The 18,538-nt window shown below is 69.8% G+C and carries 17 protein-coding genes; 7 read left to right on the top strand and 10 right to left on the bottom strand.

Translation table 11 applies throughout. The features are described from left to right. Positions 1-9: 9 nt before the first annotated feature. The gene (locus JOE53_RS15070) at positions 10-465 is read left to right on the top strand and encodes an FAD-binding oxidoreductase (RefSeq protein WP_309297562.1); all 456 of its coding nucleotides are present in this window, start codon (positions 10-12) and stop codon (positions 463-465) included. Continuing rightward, on the top strand, positions 429-827 hold the full coding sequence (locus JOE53_RS15065; protein ID WP_309297563.1) for an FAD-binding oxidoreductase: 399 nt from the start codon (positions 429-431) through the stop codon (positions 825-827). The genes JOE53_RS15070 and JOE53_RS15065 overlap by 37 nt, the downstream gene beginning before the upstream one ends. Before the next feature lie 10 nt (positions 828-837). Here JOE53_RS15065 and JOE53_RS02025 read toward each other — a convergent pair whose 3' ends face one another. From JOE53_RS02025 to JOE53_RS01995, 7 genes are all read right to left on the bottom strand, one after another. Next, positions 838-1,473: a hypothetical protein gene (locus JOE53_RS02025; RefSeq protein ID WP_121191122.1), complete on the bottom strand. Its 636-nt coding sequence runs from the start codon at positions 1,471-1,473 to the stop codon at positions 838-840. A gap of 82 nt (positions 1,474-1,555) precedes the next feature. Continuing rightward, entirely contained in the window at positions 1,556-2,335 is a 780-nt protein-coding gene (locus JOE53_RS02020) for a glucosamine-6-phosphate deaminase (protein ID WP_204946614.1), read from the bottom strand. Further along, positions 2,328-3,284 carry an ROK family protein gene (locus tag JOE53_RS02015; RefSeq protein ID WP_204946613.1) on the bottom strand — a complete coding sequence of 319 codons (957 nt, stop codon included), beginning with the start codon at positions 3,282-3,284 and terminating at the stop codon, positions 2,328-2,330. The genes JOE53_RS02020 and JOE53_RS02015 overlap by 8 nt, the downstream gene beginning before the upstream one ends. After that, complete coding sequence (locus JOE53_RS02010) at positions 3,284-4,123, bottom strand: carbohydrate ABC transporter permease (protein WP_204946612.1); 840 nt, start codon at positions 4,121-4,123, stop codon at positions 3,284-3,286. The genes JOE53_RS02015 and JOE53_RS02010 overlap by 1 nt, the downstream gene beginning before the upstream one ends. Then, positions 4,120-5,049, bottom strand: coding sequence for a carbohydrate ABC transporter permease (locus JOE53_RS02005; protein WP_204946611.1), 930 nt, complete (start codon positions 5,047-5,049; stop codon positions 4,120-4,122). Before JOE53_RS02005 ends, JOE53_RS02010 begins: the two co-directional genes overlap by 4 nt. 135 nt (positions 5,050-5,184) lie before the next feature. Further along, complete coding sequence (locus JOE53_RS02000) at positions 5,185-6,462, bottom strand: extracellular solute-binding protein (RefSeq protein ID WP_204946610.1); 1,278 nt, start codon at positions 6,460-6,462, stop codon at positions 5,185-5,187. Positions 6,463-6,520: 58 nt separating this feature from the next. Beyond that, positions 6,521-7,696, bottom strand: coding sequence for an ROK family transcriptional regulator (locus JOE53_RS01995; RefSeq protein WP_204946609.1), 1,176 nt, complete (start codon positions 7,694-7,696; stop codon positions 6,521-6,523). A 111-nt stretch (positions 7,697-7,807) separates the two neighbouring features. Here JOE53_RS01995 and JOE53_RS01990 point away from each other — a divergent pair, with 111 nt between their 5' ends. Then, positions 7,808-8,257, top strand: coding sequence for a hypothetical protein (locus JOE53_RS01990; protein ID WP_233449459.1), 450 nt, complete (start codon positions 7,808-7,810; stop codon positions 8,255-8,257). A gap of 106 nt (positions 8,258-8,363) precedes the next feature. Beyond that, entirely contained in the window at positions 8,364-9,875 is a 1,512-nt protein-coding gene (locus JOE53_RS01985; protein ID WP_204946607.1) for a L,D-transpeptidase family protein, read from the top strand. 90 nt (positions 9,876-9,965) lie between these two features. Here the strand turns inward: JOE53_RS01985 and JOE53_RS01980 are convergent, their stop codons facing one another. Further along, on the bottom strand, positions 9,966-12,182 hold the full coding sequence (locus tag JOE53_RS01980) for an NADP-dependent isocitrate dehydrogenase (RefSeq protein WP_204946606.1): 2,217 nt from the start codon (positions 12,180-12,182) through the stop codon (positions 9,966-9,968). Positions 12,183-12,391: 209 nt separating this feature from the next. Between JOE53_RS01980 and JOE53_RS01975 the strand changes: the two genes are divergently transcribed. The 3 genes from JOE53_RS01975 to JOE53_RS01965 all read left to right on the top strand — a co-directional run bounded on the left by JOE53_RS01975 (position 12,392) and on the right by JOE53_RS01965 (position 14,464). Continuing rightward, a complete protein-coding gene (locus JOE53_RS01975) occupies positions 12,392-12,844 on the top strand; it encodes a GNAT family N-acetyltransferase (RefSeq protein ID WP_204946605.1) in 453 nt (150 codons plus the stop codon). A gap of 108 nt (positions 12,845-12,952) precedes the next feature. Beyond that, positions 12,953-13,411: a TIM-barrel domain-containing protein gene (locus JOE53_RS01970; protein WP_309297564.1), complete on the top strand. Its 459-nt coding sequence runs from the start codon at positions 12,953-12,955 to the stop codon at positions 13,409-13,411. 210 nt (positions 13,412-13,621) lie between these two features. After that, entirely contained in the window at positions 13,622-14,464 is an 843-nt protein-coding gene (locus tag JOE53_RS01965) for an endonuclease domain-containing protein (protein WP_271171008.1), read from the top strand. Between the two features lie 146 nt (positions 14,465-14,610). Here the strand turns inward: JOE53_RS01965 and JOE53_RS01960 are convergent, their stop codons facing one another. Together JOE53_RS01960 and JOE53_RS01955 are read right to left on the bottom strand one after the other, a co-directional pair. Beyond that, the gene (locus tag JOE53_RS01960) at positions 14,611-16,428 is read right to left on the bottom strand and encodes an ABC transporter ATP-binding protein (protein ID WP_204946603.1); all 1,818 of its coding nucleotides are present in this window, start codon (positions 16,426-16,428) and stop codon (positions 14,611-14,613) included. Continuing rightward, positions 16,425-18,290, bottom strand: a complete 1,866-nt coding sequence (locus JOE53_RS01955; protein ID WP_204946602.1) for an ABC transporter ATP-binding protein — start codon at positions 18,288-18,290, stop codon at positions 16,425-16,427. Before JOE53_RS01955 ends, JOE53_RS01960 begins: the two co-directional genes overlap by 4 nt. Between the last annotated feature and the right edge of the window lie 248 nt (positions 18,291-18,538).

The following is an 18,538-nucleotide window of genomic DNA, read 5'->3' as shown; positions in this document are numbered from 1 at the left end:
CGCCCGATCGTGAGCGCCGTCCTCGACCTGCTCACCGCCGAGCTCGCCGACCGCATCGACACGGATCCCGCCGCCCTCGACGCCGCCCGCGCGGACAAGTCCGGCCACGCGGCCGCCGGCTCGCCGGTGGCGATCGTGCACGCGGCATCCGTCGCCGACGTCCAGGCGACGATGCGCATCGCGTCCGCGACGGGCACACCCGTCGTGATCCGCGGCGCGGGCACGGGGCTGGCGGGCGGCGCGAACGCCGGTGCCGGCGAGATCGTGCTGTCGATGCGCGGAATGGACCGCATCCTGGAGGTGCGGGCCGACGACCTGCTGGCGGTTGTCGAGCCCGGCATCCTCAACGCCGACCTCAACGACGTCCTCGCCGCGCACGGGCTGTGGACGACGCCGAGGCCGAGCTGCTGTGGACCATCCGCCGCTCGATGCATCCGGCCATGGAGGCGATGGGCACGACACTGATCGAGGACGTGTCGGTTCCCCGCAGCGCCCTTCCCGCGATGTTCGACGAGATCGCGCGCATCGAGCGCGCCTACGACCTCGTGATCCCGACCGTCTGCCACGCGGGCGACGGCAACCTGCACCCCAACTTCGTCTTCGACGGCGAGGAGGTTCCCGAGATCATCTGGCGCGCCGCCGACGAGCTGTTCCGCGCGGCCCTGCGCCTCGGCGGCACCCTCACCGGCGAACACGGGGTCGGCGTGCTCAAGCGCCGCTGGCTCGTCGACGAGCTCGGCGAGGATCAGTGGCAGCTGCAGCGCCAGATCACCCGGGTGTTCGACCCCCTCGGCATCCTGAATCCGGGCAAGGTCTTCACCGACTGAGTGGGACCGCTCAGACGGCCGGCGGGTAGATCTGCGGGCTCGGAGCGGCCTGCCCGCGCGCGCCGAGCACCATGGCGAGGATCCCCAGCGCCAGCGGCACGGTGAGGATCACGAGCGACCCGAGCGCGAACAGCCACAGGAGCCCCTGCGGGTCTTGACCCGAGGCCCCGACGAGCGCGATCTGGGGCAGCGCCGAGGTCGCGACGATCACCGCGAGCCCCCAGGCGGGCGCCCACTGCCACGGCCGCGGCACGACGGCGGCGCGCCCGATCGCGACCACGGCGACCAGCGCCGCGGCGGCGGTGACGGCCAGCTGCGTGAACGACAAGATCTGCAGGAGTGAGATGTCCTGCCCGGTCGCCAGGGCCGACAGCGCCAGCTCGACGACCGGCGGGAGGACCGCGAGCACGAGCAGCGCCGCCATGCCCGGTGGACGCCGTGCGACGATCGATCCCTGCCCACGCAGCCCGAAGGCGAACACGAGGAGGGATGCCGCGAACAGCACCGCCGTCACGATCGCGACACCCGAGCCGAGGCCTCCCGGCGCCACGGCCCGCACCGCCGTCGGCACCACCGCACTGGCGGCGAGCAGCGCGCCGCCCCAGATCCATGCGGGCACGGGCTTTCGGATCTCGGCATCCGTCATGGCCCGACCCTACCGCCGCTCGTCCGTCCCGTCATGTCGCTTTCGCCGACGCCTACCGGCGAGAGGGGACGGATGAGCGCCGTCAGAGACCCTGCCAGGCCGGCTTGTTCGCGTAGGCGTAGCGGTAGTAGTCGGCGTGCTCCAGGCGGGATGCCGCGGCCTCGTCGACCACGACGGTCACGTGCGGGTGCAGCTGGATCGCCGAGCCCGGCAGCGACGAGGTCACGGGGCCTTCGACGGCGCCCGCGACGGCCGCAGCCTTGCTCTCACCGAAGGCGAGGAGGAACAGGTGACGCGCCGACAGGATCGTGCCGAGCCCCTGCGTGATGCAGTGCATCGGCACGTCGTCGATCGTGTCGAAGAAGCGGGCGTTGTCGCGTCGCGTCTGCTCGATGAGCGTCTTCACGCGCGTCCGCGATGCGAAGGAGGAGCCGGGCTCGTTGAAGCCGATGTGACCGGAGGTGCCGATCCCGAGGATCTGCAGGTCGATGCCGCCCGCGTCGGCGATGGCCCGCTCGTAGTCCTCTCCGGCGTGCGCGATGCTCGCCAGATCACCGTTCGGCGTGTGGATGCGCTCGGGATCGAGGCCGAGCGGCTCGACCACCTCCGTCGTGATGACGGAGCGGTAGCTCTGCGGATGCCGCGGGTCGATGCCCACGTACTCGTCCAGGGCGAACCCGCGCACCCGCGACACGTCGGTGCCGGCGAGCCGGGGCCGCAGCGCCTCGTAGACGGGGAGCGGAGTCGACCCGGTCGCCAGCCCCAGCACCGCGTCCGGGCGTGCCGCGATGAGGCGGACGATCTCGTCGGCGACGAGCGCCCCGGCATCCGCGGCCGAGGGGACGATGACGACTTCAGCCATGGAAAACAGCCTCCTGCTCGGATTCGGCGCCGAGGATGGCGGCGCCCAGTGCTGCGGCGGGCGATCCCGACGGCAGCAGATCGACGCGCTCGCTGAGCCGCAGCGACCGCAGGAACGGGGATGCCGCGGCGCTGGAGTCCAGTTCGGCGAGCACCGGCCTCAGCATACGGTCGCCCAGTGCCGTGACGCCTCCCCCGAGCACCACGGCGTCGACATCGGTGGACAGCACGATCACGCGGACCGCCGACGCGACGCCGTACGCGAGCCCTCGGCGCAGCTGCACGGCGAGCGGGTCGCCGGCGTCGGCGGCGTCGAACACGTCGCGCACGGGCAGCTCCGCGGGCCGGCCCCATCGCTCCGCGACGGCGGCTCCCCCGCTGAAGGCCTCGATGCAGCCGCGCTGTCCGCAGCGGCAAAGGGGTCCCGTCGGATCGACGGAGATATGTCCGACCTCCCCCGCGGCTCCGTGGACGCCTCGCCAGAGTCGGCCGCCGTGCACGAACCCGGCGGCGATGCCGGTGCCGAGATTGAGGTACGCCATCGACGGCAGCGTGTCCGCACCGCGCAGCACCGCGGCACCGACGGCAGCGGCCTTGACGTCGTTCTCGGCCCGCACCGGAATGCCCAGGCGCGGCCCGAGTGCGAGGGCCAGATCGAGCTCGTCGATGCCGAGGTTCACCGCATGGGCGACCACCGCGCCTCCCGGAGCGACCTGCCCCGGCATCCCGACGCCGAGCGAGGTGAAGGCGGCAGGGGGCATGGCGACGGCGGCAGCCAGCTCGTCCACCGCGTCGAGGATCGTCGTGATCACCGCATCCGCGCCCCACCCGGTCGCCCGGCGCACACGAGCGAGGATCCGCTGATCCGACGCGTCGCCGCCGCGCGGGCCGGATGACGCGACGACCACGGCGTCGGTCTTGGTGCCCCCGACGTCGAATCCGAGTCGCATCAGCCCTTCACCGCTCCCGACACGAGACCGCTGGTCATCTTGCCCTGCACGATGAGGAAGAAGATGATCACCGGAATGGCCATGAGGGTCGAGCCGGCCATGACGACGGCCCAGTCGGTCGCCTTCGTCGCCTGGACGAAGCTGCGCAGCCAGATGGGAAGCGTCTGCGCCTCGGGGCGGGTCATGATCACGAGGGCGAAGATGAACTCGTTCCACGCTTGGATGAACGCGAAGATCCCGGTGGAGACCAGTCCCGGCGCGAGCAGCGGGAAGGTCACGCGCCAGAAGGCCTGTGCCCTGCTGCACCCGTCGATCATCGCCGCCTCCTCGAGGTCGGCGGGGATGCCGTTGACGAACCCGCGCAGGGTCCAGATCGTGAAGGGCAGCACCATGGCGATGTAGACCGCCGACAGTCCGATCACGGTGTTCAGCAGGTGCCAGCCGTCGAGCACGCGGAAGGTCGAGATGATCATCGCCTCGGCGGGGATCATCTGGATCACGAGGATCGCGACGATGAAGCTCTTGCGGGAACGGAAGCGGTACCGCGAGATGGCGATGGCGGCGAGGAAGGCGAAGACCAGGGCCGCGGCGACGGTGAGCACGGTGACGGCCAGCGAGATCCACAGCGCCGGCATGAACCCGCCGTCCCAGGCCGCGCGGAAGCTCTGCAGGGTGAACTGGTCGGGCCAGAAGTGCGGCGTCTCGCTCTTGACGGCCGAGCCGGGCAGGAAGGCGGTGTTGACCATCCAGTAGACCGGGAAGACCGAGCAGACGAAGACGACGACGGCGGCGAGGTTGAGGAGCACACGCCCGGCGGCGCGTCTCGTGCGGGCGCTCATCCGTCGTCCTCCGAGGTCAGCATGGTGCGGATGTAGTAGGCGGAGATGGCGAGCAGCACGACGACGAGGATCACCGAGATCGCCCCTCCCGAACCGAGATCGCCGGTGGCCATCGAGACGCTGTAGATGTAGACGCCGATGGTGTTCGTGTCGGCGCGGATGCCGCCGACGGTCTGCAGCGCATAGATCTGTGCGAACACGCGCAGGTCCCAGATCACCTGCAGGATGAGCAGCACGACGAGGATCGAGCGGATGTAGGGCACGACGATGAAGCGGAACCGCTGCCACGCGCCCGACCCGTCGAGGGATGCCGCCTCCAGCACCTCGTCGGGAACCTGCGAGAGTCCGGCGTAGGTGGAGAACGCGACGAACGGGATCGCGCCCCACGTGATGATGATCGCCGCGACGCCGAAGAAGCTGAGGGGGTCGGACAGCCAGCTGTGTCCGAACCAGTTCTGCCCGGTGATCCGCGTCAGCGCGTAGTTGACGAGGCCGTAGGACGTGTCGAAGATCCAGCCCCACACGATGGTGCCGGTGAGCGCGGGCATCGCCCAGGCCAGCAGCAGCCCCACCGAGACGACGGTGCGCATCACGCGTCCGAGTGAGGTCATCATCAGGGCTATCGCGATCCCGAGCACCATCGTGGCGGCGGCGCAGACCACCATCAGCCCGAAGCTGCGGGCCAGGACGACCCAGAACTCGGAGTCGGTCAGCACACGCACGTAGTTGTCGAACCAGACGAAGGTGGGCGGCTTGCCGAAGATCTGCTCGCGCCCGTACTTCTGGAACGACATGACGATCAGCTGCACCAGAGGCCAGCCGATGAAGACCAGCAGCATCGCCAGGGCGGGCAGCAACAGGACCAGCGGCGTGCGGTCGCGGCGCCGACGACGCGGAGATGCCGCGGGCGCGTGAGCGGTGGTCATGCCGGCTCTCCTTTCGTGGGTGTCGGGGGCATCTCGACTCGCGGCGCCCGCTCAACGACCGGGGAGGCGATACCACCGCCGGTCGTTGAGCGAGGAGCGCAGCGACGAGTCGACACGCAGACGGGTCGAGCGGGCTCAGCTGTTGAGGATGGAGTCGATCCGCTCGTCGAGAGCCGTGGCGAGCGTCTTGACGTCACCGCCGGCCGCGACCTGGACGAAGAAGTCCTGCAGCAGGCCCTTCGCCTCCACGTCCGCCCACTTCGGCGAGGCCGGCGTCAGCTTCGCGTTCGCGGCGGCATCCGAGATGATCTTCGCGAGTTCCGGAGTCGCCGCGGCGACCTGGCTGCCGAGCGACTTCTTGGCCGGCACGAGGCCGGCCTTGGCCAGCAGCGTCTGGTAGTCGTCGCTGAGCATGATCTCCAGCGCGCTCTTGGCAAGCTCGGGGTGGGCCGACTTGGCGGAGATGCCGATGTTGGAGCCGCCCGCGAACACCTGCGCGGCGCCTCCGTTCTTGCCCGGCAGCGCGTAGAAGCCCACGGTCTTGGTCAGGGCGGTGTCGGCCTTGTTCTCATCGGCGACGATCGACCAGTACGCCCAGCTGGGCGCCGACAGGGTGGCTGCCTTCTCGGTGCGGAACGGAACCCAGGCTTCGGTCTCGTCGCCGTCCTTCGGGGCGAGCGAGGCCGTGGTCATCAGCTGCTGCACCTGCTCGATGCCCTTGACCGAGGCGTCGCTGGACATCTGCGCCTCCCACTTGCCGTCCTTCTGCACGGCGATCTCGCCGCCGTTCTCCCAGATGAAGGGCAGCGTGTTGTACCAGTCCTTGCCCGGGAAGTAGACCCCCGAGACCCCGGGCAGGGCCTGCGCGAGCTTCTCGCCGTTGGCCACGTACTCGTCGAGGGTCGTGGGCACCTGCACGCCGGCGGTGGCGTACTGGGCCGTGTTGTAGAACACGATGCGGGCGCCGGAGTAGTACGGCGCGGCGTACAGCTTGCCGTCCCACGAGCCGGCCTCCACGAAGCCGGGCAGCAGGTCGTCGCCGCCGATGGTGTCCTTGATGTCGGAGATGTCCAGCAGTGCTCCGCTGGAGGTGAACGCGGGCGACTGGGTGTTGCCCATCTCGACGATGTCGGGCGTGTCGTTGGAAGACAGGCTCGTGGTGAGCTTGTCGACCAGGCCCGTCCACTGCTGCTCCTCGATGACGAGCGTCGAGCCCGGATTCTGGGCTTCGAAGGTCTTCACGAGATAGTCGCGGGCATCCTGCGGCGTGTCGGTGCCGTTCAACCACACGCGCAGCTGGGCCGGCGCCGGAGTGCCGGAGGCGTCGTTGCCGCCCGAGTCTCCGGCCGCGCAGCCGGCGAGAACGACAGCCGAAACGCCGAGGAGCGCGAAGGCGCCGAGCTTCTTGTTCATGGTGTCTTCCTTTGTCTCTCTTGGTGGTGTCGGGGCGCAGTGCCCCGCGGTGATGGGGTCAGGACACCCCGAGTTGTCCGGACAGGACCATGACGGCCGCGCCGCGGAGGACGATGTCCTCCCCCTGCGCCGTCATCCGCACCTGGACGCCGTCGTGGAACGAGGCGAGCGTCCGCGTGCGCAGAGTCTCGACGGTCGCGGTCGCGAGGGTTGCGTCGAGAAGATCGGGCCTGCCGGAGAGGATGATCTCCGACAGATCGAGCACGCCCACGATCGGGGCGAGGGCGATGCCGAGGCGCTCGCCGGCGTCGCGCAGCACGGCATCGCGGTCCGCGCCGGGCTCGGCCACGCGTGCGTCCAGGGCCGGAACCGACAGCCAGGCCTCGAGGCAGCCGACCTTGCCGCACACGCAGCGCGGGCCGCCGTCCGTGCCGACGGTGACGTGACCGATCTCTCCGGCGGCGAAACGACTGCCGGCCATGGGCTGGCCGCCGGCGAGCAGGCCTGACCCGACGCCTCGGCCCACGCGGACCAGCAGCACGTCGTCGGCGGCTCCGCCGAAGGTGTACTCCGCCAGCACGGCCGCATTGGCGTCGTTGGCGACGAGCACCGGCAGCCCCAGGTCGGCACGCAGAGCGCCTTCCAGGTCGACGCCCTGCCATCCGAAGTTCGGCGCCGTGAGAACGACGCCGCGATCGTCCACGATGCCGGGGCTGCCGACGCCGACGCCGAGGACCGGCGCGTGCGCGTCGGCCACGAGGCCACGCGCGAGCTCCATGACGGCGCCGAGGATGTCGGCGGGGTCCGCCGGTACCGTCACGTCCTGACGCGCGACGATCTCTCCGTCGAGCGTGAGGATCGCGCCGAGGAAACGATCGGAGCCCGAGAGGTCGAGCCCGACGATGCGATGGCCGTCCCGGTCGAGGTCGACGAGGATCGCGGGCTTTCCCGGCCCCGTCACCTCGCGCATCCCGCGTTCGGCCACGTAGCCGTCGTCGATGAGCTCGGCGACCAGATCGGAGATCGTCACCCGGGTCAGACCCGTCTCACGGGAAAGGTCCGCGCGACTCATGGCACCCTGGTGGAAGAGGGTCTGCAGCACGAGGGCGCGATTGTGCGCCCGCGCATGCTCCGGCAGCACCTTCGCCGCATGGCGCAGTGCGCGGCCCGGCACGACGGAGCGGGCCGGCGGTGCCGCATCGACGGCGCCACGCGGGAGATCAGATCCGGACATGTTTGTTAGTAGACCTTACGAAAGCCGCATCCACAAGCGTCGGCGCGGATTCGGAAGGACGATTTACAAAACTGTTACATTGCGCGACGCCCGCCCAGAGGAGAGAGCTTGTTGACCGTCACGACACGGACCCGCCGCATCGCCGCTATCTTGCTGACCGTCACCGCGATGGCCGGCCTCGCCGGGTGCGCCGCCGACGGCGGGACGGGCCCCGCGCCGTCGGGCGGCGACACCCAGACGACGAGCCAGGCGTGCGAGACGGTCCGCGCGAGCGTCCAGGACGCCGCCGCCCAGGTGCAACGCCTCGACCCCGGCGACCCGTCGTCGGCGGTGACGGCATTCGACGAGGTCGCCGCCCGTCTCGACGACGCCGCGCAAGAGGTGGGCAACCGCAGCGTCGCCGATCTGCTGCCGCCGCTGCGATCGGGCTTCACGACGGCATCCGCCGACCTGTCCGCCATCGCGGGCGGCGACCTCTCCCGCCTGGCGTCGCTGCAGAGCGCCGCCGCGCAGATCCAGTCGGCACTGAGCGCGTTCGCCGCCGCGTGCCCGACCCCCTGACCCTCGGCACGCGCGTCGGCAGCCGCCGATGGATACCTCTGCCGGCGATCGGCGTCCATCCCGTACCATAAGAGAGCGCGGCCGCGCAGAACACGGGGGTGTTTCGGTGACCGATCCTGCAACGGGACGAGAGGCAGAGGGTTCGCCCGACGCCTCCTCAGCGAGCCCCGCGACCGCCGCGACCGCCGTCCTGGACGGCCCGATCGACGCGATCGACGGTGCACAGCTGCCACCCGAAGACGCCCCTCCCGTGCAGTGGGCACCCGCAGAACCCTCGCCCCAGCGCAAGCGACGACTGTGGTTGTGGATCGGCGTCCCGGCCGCACTCCTGGCCGCGGGAGTCGCCACCGCATCGCTCGTGCTCATCGCCCCCGGAACGGCCGTCGCCGGAGTGCCGGTGGGCTTCATGACCGCGGGTGCCGCCACCGACGCGATCAACCAGCGCCTGGGCGCGACCACGATCGTCCTCGGCGACGGTGGTCCGACCGTCACCGCCGCGCAGCTCGGCGCGGCCGTCGATGCCCGCGGCCTCGCCGAATCGGCCTTCGACGCGCGGCCGATGTGGAACGTCACGCAGTGGTTCGGCGACAGTCTGGACGCGCCCGTGACGCTCGATGCCAACCGGGCCGACGCCGCCCTCCGCGCTGCACTGCCGTCCGCCTTCACGGCTTCGGTCCCGGCGCAGGTGTCTTTCACCGGCACGTCCTACGCCGTCACGCCGGCCGTCCCGGGCACGGGTCTCGACGTCGACGCGATCGCCGCGGCCCTCCACGACGCGTTCGTCGCGGGAACCGGCACCGTGACCGTCTCGGCCTCCCCCGTGCCGGTCGCCGCACCGGCCAGCAGCGAGAAGGCCCAGTCCACCGCCGATCAGCTCAACGCCATGCTGCAGACGATCGGCTTCTACGTCGGCGAGGAGCGCACCGTGCCGGTCGACCCGGCCACGGCCGCGTCGTGGCTGAAGATCACGCCCGACGCATCGGGAACGTTCTCCATCAGCGCGGATGCCGCCAAGATCCAGGCTTCCGTCGATGCACTGCCCGCGGCCGTCAACCGCGCCCCCGCCAACGGCACCGTCATCACCAACTCCGACGGAACGGTGCTCGAGACCAGCGTCCCCGGCGCCGATGGCCGCACGCTCGGCGACACGAGCGCGGTGGCGAAGGAGTTCGCCGCGCAGCTGACGGCAGGCAAGGCCGCTTTCGTCCTGCCGGTGACCTTGACCCCGGCATCCACCGTCACGCTGCAGCGCCTGCTCGAGGTGAACCTCAGCGAGCAGATGCTGTATCTGAAGGAGAACGGCGGCGTCGTCGACTCGTGGCCGATCTCCAGCGGCGTCGCGCAGTCTCCGACGTACACGGGCCATTTCCGCATCAACAGCCACATCCGCTCGCAGACGATGACGAGCACCGATCCGAACAACCCGTACTGGAACTACGACGTGCCCAACGTCGAGTGGGTCATGTACTTCAACGGCGATGAGGCGTTCCACGGGGTCTACTGGCACAACAACTTCGGCACACCTCAGAGCCACGGCTGCGTGGGCATGCCGAACTACCGCGCAAAGCAGATCTACGACTGGTCGCCGACGGGAGTCGACGTCTGGATCCACGACTGACGCTCGCGACGCGTTTCGGCTCGCCGCGCACGCCGCAACGAGAACGGCCCGGGTATCACCCCGGGCCGTCTTCTCGTATCCGCCTGTGGATCAGAGCGCGTCGATGACCGCGTTGAGCGTCCCGGAGGGGCGCATCACCGCGGCGACCTTGGCCACGTCGGGGTGGTAGTACCCGCCGATGTCGACCGGGTGTCCCTGCACGCCATTCAGCTCTGCCACGATCTGCTGCTCCGCGGCCGCCAGCTTCTCCGCCACCGGCGCGAACGCGGCGGCGAGGTCGGCGTCCGCCGTCTGGCGGGCCAGCTCCTGGGCCCAGTACAGACCGAGGTAGAAGTGGCTGCCGCGGTTGTCGATCGTTCCGAGCGAGCGGCCGGGCGAACGGTCTTCCTCGAGGAAGGTGCCGGTCGCGGCATCCAGCGTGTCGGCGAGGATCTTGGCCTTCGCGTTGCCGGTGAACTCGGCGAGGTGCTCCAAGGATGCCGCCAGCGCGAAGAACTCGCCGAGCGAGTCCCATCGCAGGTAGTCCTCCTCGAGCAGCTGCTGCACATGCTTCGGCGCGGAACCGCCCGCGCCCGTCTCGAAGAGGCCGCCGCCGGCCAGGAGCGGGACGATCGAGAGCATCTTCGCCGACGTGCCGACCTCGAGGATCGGGAAGAGGTCAGTGAGGTAGTCGCGGAGCACGTTGCCGGTGACCGAGATGGTGTCCTCGCCCTTGCGCAGGCGCGCCAGCGTGTACCGCGTCGCCTCCTCGGGCGGGAGGACCACGATCGTGATGTCGCCGGTGTCGAGCGTCGCGAGCGCCTGGTGCACCTTGCCGATGAGCTGGGCGTCGTGGGCGCGGTTGACGTCGAGCCAGAAGACGGCGGGAACGCCGGTCGCGCGGGCCCGCGTGACGGCGAGGCGCACCCAGTCCATGATCGCGATGTGCTTGGCCTGGGTCGCGCGCCAGATGTCACCCTTCTCGACGTGGTGCTCGATGAGCACCGTGCCGGCGGAGTCGAGCACTTCGACGACACCGTCGGCCGGGATCTCGAAGGTCTTGTCGTGGCTGCCGTACTCCTCAGCGGCCTGGGCCATGAGGCCGACGTTCGGCACCGTGCCGATCGTCGCCGGGTCGAGGGGGCCGTTGGCGATGACGTCGTCGATCACGGCCTGGTAGACACCGGCGTACGACGAGTCGGGGATGACCGCGATGGTGTCGTCTTCGGCGCCGTCGGCGCCCCACAGCTTGCCGCCGTTGCGCACGAGAGCGGGCATCGACGCATCGACGATGACGTCGGAGGGCACGTGCAGGTTGGTGATGCCCTTGTCGCTGTTGACGTAGCTGAGGCGGGGGCCGGTCTCGAGGTCCTGTGCGATGCGGGCGGAGATCGCCTCGCCGTCGGCGAGCTCGCCGAGGCCGGCGAGGATCGAGCCGAGTCCGTTGTTGCCGTTGAGACCCGCCGCGGCGAGCTGCTCTCCGTACGCGTCGAAGACGTCGGCGAAGAACGCGCGGACGACGTGGCCGAAGATGATCGGGTCGCTGACCTTCATCATCGTGGCCTTCAGGTGCACGGAGTACAGCACGTTCTCGGCCTTGGCCTGCGCGATCGTGTCGGCGAGGAAGGCGTCGAGAGCCTTCGCGGAGAGGAACGTGGCGTCGACGACCTCGCGCGGCAGCACCTTCAGCCCTTCCTTGAGAACCGTGACCGTGCCGTCGGCGGCGGTGTGTCGGATGCTCAGGACGTCGTCGTGCGCGGCGATCCAGCTCTTCTCGTTGCTCTTGAAGTCGTCGTGCCCCATGGTGGCGACGCGGGTCTTGGACCCGGCCGGGAAGGGCTTGTTGCGGTGCGGGTGCTTCTTGGCGTAGTTCTTGACCGCGAGCGGTGCGCGGCGGTCGCTGTTGCCCTCGCGCAGCACGGGGTTCACCGCGGAGCCCTTGATGCGGTCGTAGCGGGCGCGGATGTCCTTCTCCTCGACCGTGGACGCGTCGTCGGGATAGTCGGGGATGTCGTAGCCCTGCGACTGCAGTTCCGCGATCGCGGCCTTCAGCTGCGGAATGGATGCCGAGATGTTCGGCAGCTTGATGATGTTGGCCTCGGGAAGGGTGGCGAGTCCACCGAGCTCGGCCAGGGCGTCGCCGACCTGCTGCTCGGGCGCAAGACGCTGCGGGAAGGCGGCGAGGATGCGGCCAGCGAGCGAGATGTCGCGGGTGTCGATCTCGACTCCGGCCTGCCCGGCGAACGCCTTCACGATCGGCAGGAAGGACGCCGTCGCCAGCGCCGGCGCCTCGTCGGTGTGGGTGTAGATGATGGTGGACTCGGGCACGTGTGATCTCTCCGTCGTGAGCGTCGTCGTGGGCGTCGTGGTGAGCGTCGCGGGGTCGCCTCCAGGCTATCGCATCGACAGAAACTATCTTGACGTCAAGATAATTCTCGCCCCGCTCCTCGGCATCCTCTTGCGCACGCGCAGCGCTGGGGGTTTTCTCACCATTCGGAGGGTGCCCCCCGCGCTTTCCCCCGGGGTAGCCTGAGGGCATGACCGAGCTGCGCCTCGAGGAACTGTCCGCCGCGACGATCGTCGCCGTCAACACGATGTCGCTCAAGCCGGGGCAGGAGCAGTATCTCGCCCCCACCAGCTATGCCGTCGCGGGCACGGTGGCAAACCCCAGCACTGCCTGGCAGCGCGTGGTGCTCGACGGCGACGAGGTCGTGGGCTTCGTGAGCGCCAACTTCGACCCCGACGCCCTGCACGAGCACTTCCGCTCCGTGCTGTGGCGCATCAACGTCGACGCCGACGACCAGGGCCGCGGCGTCGGCCGCTTCGCCGTGGAGCAGCTGCTGGAAGAAGCCCGCACCCGCGGCATGGATCACGTCCACGTGATCTACGAGGAGGGGCAGGGCGGCCCCGACGCGTTCTTCCGGAGGGTCGGGTTCACGCCGGTCGGTGAGACCGAGTTCGGCGAGGTCATCGCCGAGGTCCGCTTCTAAGAGCAGCACGGTGGCGTGGCGAGAAGCCGCTCGCCGCTCTGTTTGTTGCCAATCTCCACAAAACTCTTGCGTCGGCGACGCCGACCGCTCTATCGTGATCACCAGCTCATGCCCTACCTGCATCAGCTCGGCGTGGATGCCGCGCGCACCGGCATCCCCCTGCTGCGTCCGATGGCCCTGGAGTTCCCGGATGACCCGGCCGTCGCCTACCTGGATCGCCAGTACATGCTCGGCCCGTCGCTGCTGGTCGCGCCGGTGATGTCGGCGAGCGGGGAGGTGGAGTTCTACCTGCCGGACGGCGAGTGGACCTCGCTGCTGAGCGGCGAGCACGTCACCGGCGGGCGGTGGCGCCGCGAGAACCATGGATTCGAGACCCTGCCGCTGTACGTGCGCCCCGGCGCCGTGCTGGCGTGGGGCGCACGCGAAGACCGTCCGGATTATGACTACCTCGACGGCCTCGAGCTGCGGGTGTTCCCCGGCGGCTCCGGCACGCGGGAGGTGGTCGTGACGACCCCCGACGGGCGCAGCGAGACCTTCGAGGTCGACCTCGACACGGCATCCGACTGATCGCCGCGGTTTGACCCGCTTGACCCGCTTGAACAGATGCGGAGATGAGCAACAGATGCGGATGCCGCACGCCTCGGCATCCGCATCTGTTCATCTGGTCCGCATCCGCTCCTCTGGCGGAGGCTCCTCCCCAGGAGCGGACACGAGCAGGTTATGCACGATCGCCCGCAGATGTGTCCGCGGCCGTGCGCGGTGGGCGAGGCTGACACGGTGGGGATCGGGGAGCTGGTGGCGGCGGGTGGCGGCATCGTGCATCGACAGGTGGTGCTCGATGCCGGCATCCGCCCCGCTGCGTTGCGGGCAGCCATCGCGGCGGGGGAAGTGCGCCGCGTGCGCCGTTACTGGGTGGCGACGTCCGCGGCCCCGCAAGCCCTGGTGCAGGCCGTCGAGGTCAGCGCCCGACTGGCGTGCGTCTCCGCCGCGAAGCATCGAGGGTGGTGGATGCCGCCGGCCACGACGCTCCGGCCGCACCTGCACGTCCGCGCTCACGCACACCGGCCGCGGGGCGACGACGCGGCGGTGATGCACTGGGATGCGCCGATGGTGCCGTCGCACCCGCACACCCTCGTGGAGTCGGTGCCCGACGCCCTCGCGCACATCGCCGGGTGTCTGCCGTACGAGGACGCGCTGGTGGTGTGGGAGTCGGCCGTCCGCCTCGAGCGGCTGCCGCTCCCGGTGCTGCGGCGGTACCGCTGGCGCACCCCCGACGCGCGGCGGGTGGCCGCCGACGTCACGGGTCTGAGCGACTCGGGCATCGAAACGCTCTTCGCCTCGCGGATCCGCGCGTTCGGTGTGACGGTGCGCCAGCAGGTGCTGCTGCTCGGACACCGCGTCGACGGCCTCATCGGGAACCGGCTCGTCACCCAGCTCGACGGCTATGCCTTCCACTCCTCGGCCGCCGACCGCGGCCGCGACCTGCACCACGATCGCGAACTGACCGCCCACGGCTACACGGTGCTCCGCTTCACGTACGCCGAGGTCGTGCACCAGTGGCCGCGCGTCGAGACGGCGATCCTCCGCGCGATCGCGCAGGGCCTGCACCTGTCCCGCTGACGCGCCCGCACCGCCCCCTCTCCGCGGCGACCCGGCGCGCATCAGAAGCGGACCAACGCAACAGAATCGGATGCCGAGAGCCCCGGCATCCGATTCTGTTGCTCATCTCCGAATCCGCGGTTGTGGAGATGGCCGCGTGGGCGTCGTCAGACGAGCGACTGCTTCCAGGCGCTGTGCAGCTGCGCGAACTTGCCCGTACCGGCGATGAGGCTGGCGGGGGTGTCATCCTCGATGATGCGGCCGTGCTCCATCACCAGCACGCGGTCGGCGATCGACACGGTCGACAGCCGGTGCGCGATGATGATGGCGGTGCGGTCGGCCAGCAGCGTCTGCAGCGCGGCCTGGATCTGCCTCTCGCTCGGGATGTCCAGCGACGCGGTCGCCTCATCGAGGATGAGCACCGCGGGGTCGGCGAGGAAGGCGCGCGCGAAGGAGATCAGCTGACGCTGTCCTGCCGACACCCGACCGCCGCGCTTGTTCACGTCGGTGTCGTACCCGTCGGGCAGGCGCTCGATGAAGGCGTCGGCGCCGACCGCGCGGGCGGCGGCGCGGATCTCCTCGAACGTGGCGTCAGGCTTTCCGAGCGCGATGTTGTCGGCGACCGTTCCACTGAACAGATACGCCTCCTGCGTGACCATCACGATGGCACGGCGCAGGTCTTTCGGATGCAGTTCCCGCAGATCGACACCATCGAGCGTCACAGCGCCGCGCGACGGGTCATAGAACCGCGACACGAGCTTGGCGAGCGTCGACTTGCCGGCGCCCGTCGTCCCCACCAGGGCGATGGTCTGACCGGCGGGGATGTCGAGCGAGAAGTGCGGCAGGATCGTGCGTTCGTCGGAGTAGCCGAACACGACGTCTCGGAACTCGACGTGTCCCGCGGCCTTCCACAGGTCGACCGGACGTGCAGGATCGGGAACGGTGGGCTGCTCCTCCAGCACCCCCGAGACCTTCTCGAGGGCGGCGGTCGCCGACTGGTACGAGTTCAGGAACATCGCCACTTCCTGCAGCGGCGAGAAGAAGTTCCGCACATACAGCACGGCGGCCAGCAACGTTCCCACCAGCAGCGCCCCGTCGACCACCCGCAGACCGCCCCAGAGCAGCACACCGGCCACGGCGAACGCGGAGACCGCCATCATGCCCGGCTCGAACGTTCCGAACAGGCGCAGCGAGCGCATGTTGACGTCGCGGTACTGACCCGACAGCTCGCCGAACTCCTCGTCGTTGCGCGGCTCCTTGCGGAACGCCTTGACGGCGCGGATGCCGGTCATCGTTTCGACGAACTTGACGATGACCTTCGCGCTGACCACCCGCGACTCGCGGTACGCACGCTGCGAGTTGCGGTAGAACCAGCGCATCAGCAGGTACAGCGGGATGCCGGCGACCGCGAGGATGACACCCGACTGCCAGTCCAGCAGCAGCAGCGCGATCAGGGTGAAGGCCCCGTAGAGCACGCCCGAAACCAGCTCGTTGAGGCCGCCGTCGAGCAGCTCGCGGATGGAGTCGAGGTCGCTCGTCTGACGCGAGATGATGCGCCCCGACGTGTACGACTCGTGGAACTCGAGGCTCAATCGCTGCGTGTGCAGGAAGATGCGGGTGCGCAGGTCAAGCATGACAGCCTGCGTCAGCCGCGCGGCCACGACCGCGTACCAGCCGATGAGCGCAGCACCGCCGACGCCGGCGAGGAGGTACACGACGACGATGACGATGGTGGGCATCCAGTCGGCATCCTGCATGGCTTGCGGAAGCGCCGTGTTGAGGCCGTAGGCGATCAGAGCGGGACCGGCCACGCGCAGCGCGGTGGAGATCACCAGCACGACGAGGGCCAGCACGAGCTGCCACCGCAGCGGATCGACGAGCGATCCGAGCAGCCGCAGCGAACGCTGCCGGATGGAGCGCGATTCGTCGCGCGTGTAGTCCGAGCGGTCTTCACCGGTGGTTCCGGCGACGGATCCCGTACTCACAGGTTCACCTCCGTCTCCCGCAGGCGGGTGTTCTCTTGTGCTTCGGCATCCTCGAGGCTCGAGATGACGTGCCGGTAGTGCTCGCTGCTGCGCAGCAGCTCGGTGTGGGTGCCGACGGCGGTGATCCGCCCCTCTTCGAGCAGCGCAACCCGGTCGGCGAGGGTGACCGTCGAGGGTCGGTGCGCGATGACGAGGGTCGTCGTGTCGGCCATCACGTCGCGCAGGGCGTCCTCTACGAGCGCCTCGGTGTCGACGTCGAGCGCCGACAGCGGGTCGTCGAGCACGAGCACGGCCGGACGGGCCGCGATCGCACGGGCCAGCGCGAGGCGCTGGCGCTGGCCGCCCGAGAGCGAGAGCCCCTCTTCGCCGATGATCGTGTCGACCCCGTCGGGCAGCTCGTCCACGAAACCGGCCTGCGCGACGGCGAGCGCCTCACGCAGCACCGCCTCGGCCTGCGCGCTGCCCGGCGCCAGGTCTTCACGACCCAGCAGCACGTTCTCGCGCACGGTCTGGGAGAACAGTGTCGAGTCCTCGAAGGCCATGCCGACGTGGGTGCGCAGCTCTTTCAGGGTGAGGTCGCGGACGTCCACGCCATCGATCGTCACGCGCCCTGCGGTGACGTCGTACAGGCGAGCGGGCAGGGTGGTCAAGGTCGTCTTGCCCGATCCGGTGAGCCCCACGAGCGCCATGGTCTCGCCCGGCACGAGCGTGAGATCGATGCCGTCGAGCAGATCCCGCTCCCGCGCCGCGGCATCCTGATAGCGGAAGTGCACACCCTCGAACGCGAGTGCGCCGCGCGATGCGCCCAGCACGACGGGCGCGGCGGGATCGGTGATCGTGTTCTCCTCGTCGAACACCTCGAAGATGCGGTCGCTCGCGGTACGGGCGTCGAGCAGGAACGAGAAGAGGAAGCCGATCGACTCCATCGGCCAGCGCAGCACGGTGGCCATCGCGAAGAACGCGACGAGCTCGGCGATGCCGAGCTGGCCGAGCTGCTGCAGCACGATGCCGACACCGAGGCACAGCGCGAACGCGATCTCGGGCAGCAGCACGAGCCAGAACCAGATCCAGCCGACGGCGCGCGCTTTGCTCAGCTCGGTCTCGCGGAGGGTCTCGGCCTGACGGGTGAACTTGAGGAGGGCGTGCTTTCCGCGCCCGAACGCCTTCAGCACGCGGATGCCGTGGACGCTCTCCTCCACGCTGGTCGCGAGATCGCCGGCCTGGTCCTGGCTCTGGCGCGCGAGCGTGCCGTACGTCTTCTCGAACCGGTAGCCGGCGTACCAGAGCGGGGCGCAGACGATCAGGAAGGTGACGCCGAGCGCCCAGTGCCAACGGAACAGCAGCGCCATCCCCACGAGGATCGTCAGCAGGTTGACGACGAGCAGGACGATGCCGAAGGCCATCCAGCGCCGCAGCATGCTGATGTCCTGCATCATGCGCGAGAGCAGCTGTCCCGACTGCCAGCGGTCGTGGAACGCGACCGGCAGGCGCTGAAGACGTTCGTAGAAGCTCGTGCGCAGGTCGTACTCGACCTTGGTCGACGGTGCCAGCACGAACCAGCGCCGCAGCCACACCATGACGGCTTCGAGAAGCCCGAGCACGAGGATGAGAGCGGCGCCCCACACGAGCTGGCTGCGATCGCCGGTGGCGCTCGCTCCCGCGGCGATCGGGCCCTGCACGAGCACTTCGAGCACGAGCGGGATCGAGAGGGCGAGCAGGCTCGCCACGAGCGCGCTGACGGCGCCCAACACGAGCCGGGGCAGGACGGACCGGGCGAAGGGGTAGAGACGCGCGAGCGCGCGCACCGTCGACAGGCGCTCGACGGGAGGGGTGAGCTCGGAGGGCGTTGAGGAGGAGGTCATGATCCTTGCGGAGGGGTGGAACGGATGCCGGGGTCACGCGGCCGGCGAAAGGTGACGGGTGGGCGCACGAAGGCGCGGCAGGACGGAAAGCCCTGTCGGAGGTAACGCGCGGCGGGACGATGCCGCCGAAGGAGGACGCGCGGCGCGTTATCCCCGACCGATTCCGGCGGCCTCGACCGGGGCCGGGGCGGCGTTCGACGGACGGAGGAAGGCGGGCTTCGTGGTGACGATGGCCGTGGACATGGCTT

The organism is Microbacterium laevaniformans, from assembly GCF_016907555.1.
GTDB classification, from domain to species: Bacteria; Actinomycetota; Actinomycetes; order Actinomycetales; family Microbacteriaceae; genus Microbacterium; species Microbacterium laevaniformans.
Note: the sequence above shows the minus strand (reverse complement) of the source record. Positions and strands in the feature narration are given on the sequence as shown.

Coding starts and splice junctions, on each gene's coding strand:
- JOE53_RS01995 (WP_204946609.1), bottom strand. CDS start 7,696: ATGTCCGGATCTGATCTCCCGCGTGGCGCCGTCGATGCGGCACCGCCG.
- JOE53_RS01975 (WP_204946605.1), top strand. CDS start 12,392: ATGACCGAGCTGCGCCTCGAGGAACTGTCCGCCGCGACGATCGTCGCC.
- JOE53_RS02025 (WP_121191122.1), bottom strand. CDS start 1,473: ATGACGGATGCCGAGATCCGAAAGCCCGTGCCCGCATGGATCTGGGGC.
- JOE53_RS02005 (WP_204946611.1), bottom strand. CDS start 5,049: ATGACCACCGCTCACGCGCCCGCGGCATCTCCGCGTCGTCGGCGCCGC.
- JOE53_RS02010 (WP_204946612.1), bottom strand. CDS start 4,123: ATGAGCGCCCGCACGAGACGCGCCGCCGGGCGTGTGCTCCTCAACCTC.
- JOE53_RS01955 (WP_204946602.1), bottom strand. CDS start 18,290: ATGACCTCCTCCTCAACGCCCTCCGAGCTCACCCCTCCCGTCGAGCGC.
- JOE53_RS02000 (WP_204946610.1), bottom strand. CDS start 6,462: ATGAACAAGAAGCTCGGCGCCTTCGCGCTCCTCGGCGTTTCGGCTGTC.
- JOE53_RS01970 (WP_309297564.1), top strand. CDS start 12,953: ATGCCCTACCTGCATCAGCTCGGCGTGGATGCCGCGCGCACCGGCATC.
- JOE53_RS02015 (WP_204946613.1), bottom strand. CDS start 3,284: ATGCGACTCGGATTCGACGTCGGGGGCACCAAGACCGACGCCGTGGTC.
- JOE53_RS02020 (WP_204946614.1), bottom strand. CDS start 2,335: ATGGCTGAAGTCGTCATCGTCCCCTCGGCCGCGGATGCCGGGGCGCTC.
- JOE53_RS15065 (WP_309297563.1), top strand. CDS start 429: ATGCATCCGGCCATGGAGGCGATGGGCACGACACTGATCGAGGACGTG.